The sequence below is a fragment of the Emticicia sp. genome (assembly GCF_049241225.1).
In the GTDB taxonomy this organism is placed as follows: Bacteria; Bacteroidota; Bacteroidia; order Cytophagales; family Spirosomataceae; genus Emticicia.
The window spans coordinates 3,990-5,206 of the sequence record NZ_JBMLRC010000276.1 but is presented as its reverse complement, the minus strand read 5'-3'; the positions used below and the strand labels follow the sequence as shown (position 1 = coordinate 5,206).

The window sequence follows — 1,217 nt, the reverse complement described above, 5'->3', positions numbered from 1 at the left end:
TTTCCGATGTTGCCCAAAATGGATTTCGTAACGGCAGCCTCAGTGATGTATAATTATGGTACGTCTTATCACGCTCTGAAAGACCGTGCCGAACTAAAATCAGGAGAAACCCTTCTGGTACTCGGTGCAGCGGGTGGTGTAGGTTTGGCGGCAGTTGAATTGGGGAAGTTGATGGGAGCAACTGTAATTGCAGCAGCTTCGAGCGATGAAAAGCTGGCCATTTGCCGAGAAAAAGGAGCAGATTTTACGATAAATTATACAAGCGAAGATTTACGAGAAAAAATAAAAAGCATTACCGAAGGTAAAGGCGTTGATGTGATTTATGATGCCGTGGGCGATAAATATGCCGAGCCAGCTCTCCGTTCGATTGCTTGGAAAGGACGATACTTGGTAGTTGGTTTTGCGGCGGGCGAAATTCCAAAAATTGCTCTGAATTTAGCATTATTGAAAGGCTGTGCGGTTGTTGGCGTTTTTTGGGGACAATTTGCCGAAAAAGAACCTGCTCAAAACTTCAAGAACATTCAAGAACTGGCGGGGTATTTTATGAAAGGAAATTTACGTCCGCATATTCATAAACTTTACTCGCTCGCCGAAGCGGCCGATTCGCTGAATGATTTGATGAATAGAAAAGTAGTCGGAAAAGCAGTAGTGGTAATGTCGGATGATGTGCAAATGCCAAGCTATAGCCCTTCCCCAACCCTCCCCGATAGGGAGGGAGCTATTTTGAAGACAGAAAATCCTAAAATTGAGCAATCTGGAACGCTGATTTTTAAAGATTTAGCGGCCCTAAAAAATCATATTGGCAACCCACTCGGCACATCAGATTGGCAGACGCTTACACAAGATAAAATCAATGCTTTTGCCGCCGCAACCCTCGATGACCAATGGATTCATGTCGATGAAGAGAAAGCTAAACTTTCGCCATTCGGAAAGACGATTGCTCATGGATTTTTATCGCTTTCGTTTTCTCCAAAATTCATGTACGAAATGTTTAAGGTAGAATCTGCCAAAATGGGACTGAATTATGGCACAAACAAAGTACGTTTTATCTCGCCCGTGCCTGTGGGTAGTCGTGTGCGTATGAAAGCTACTTTGAAAGATGTAGAAGATATGCAACCCAACGGAGCTAAACTCATCATTGATGCTGTTTTTGAGTTAGAAGGCTCTGAGAAACCCGCTTGCGTGGCGGAGTTGTTGAGTGTGGTTTATGAGTAGAA

The 1,217-nt window shown here is 43.7% G+C and carries 1 protein-coding gene; it reads left to right on the top strand.

Features of this window, described 5'->3' with window-relative positions; translation table 11 throughout:
- Positions 1 to 1,215, top strand: a 1,215-nt coding sequence (locus ACOVO2_RS14735; RefSeq protein ID WP_421770713.1) for a zinc-binding dehydrogenase, incomplete at its 5' end; no start/stop codon positions are given.
- Positions 1,216 to 1,217 lie beyond the last annotated feature (2 nt).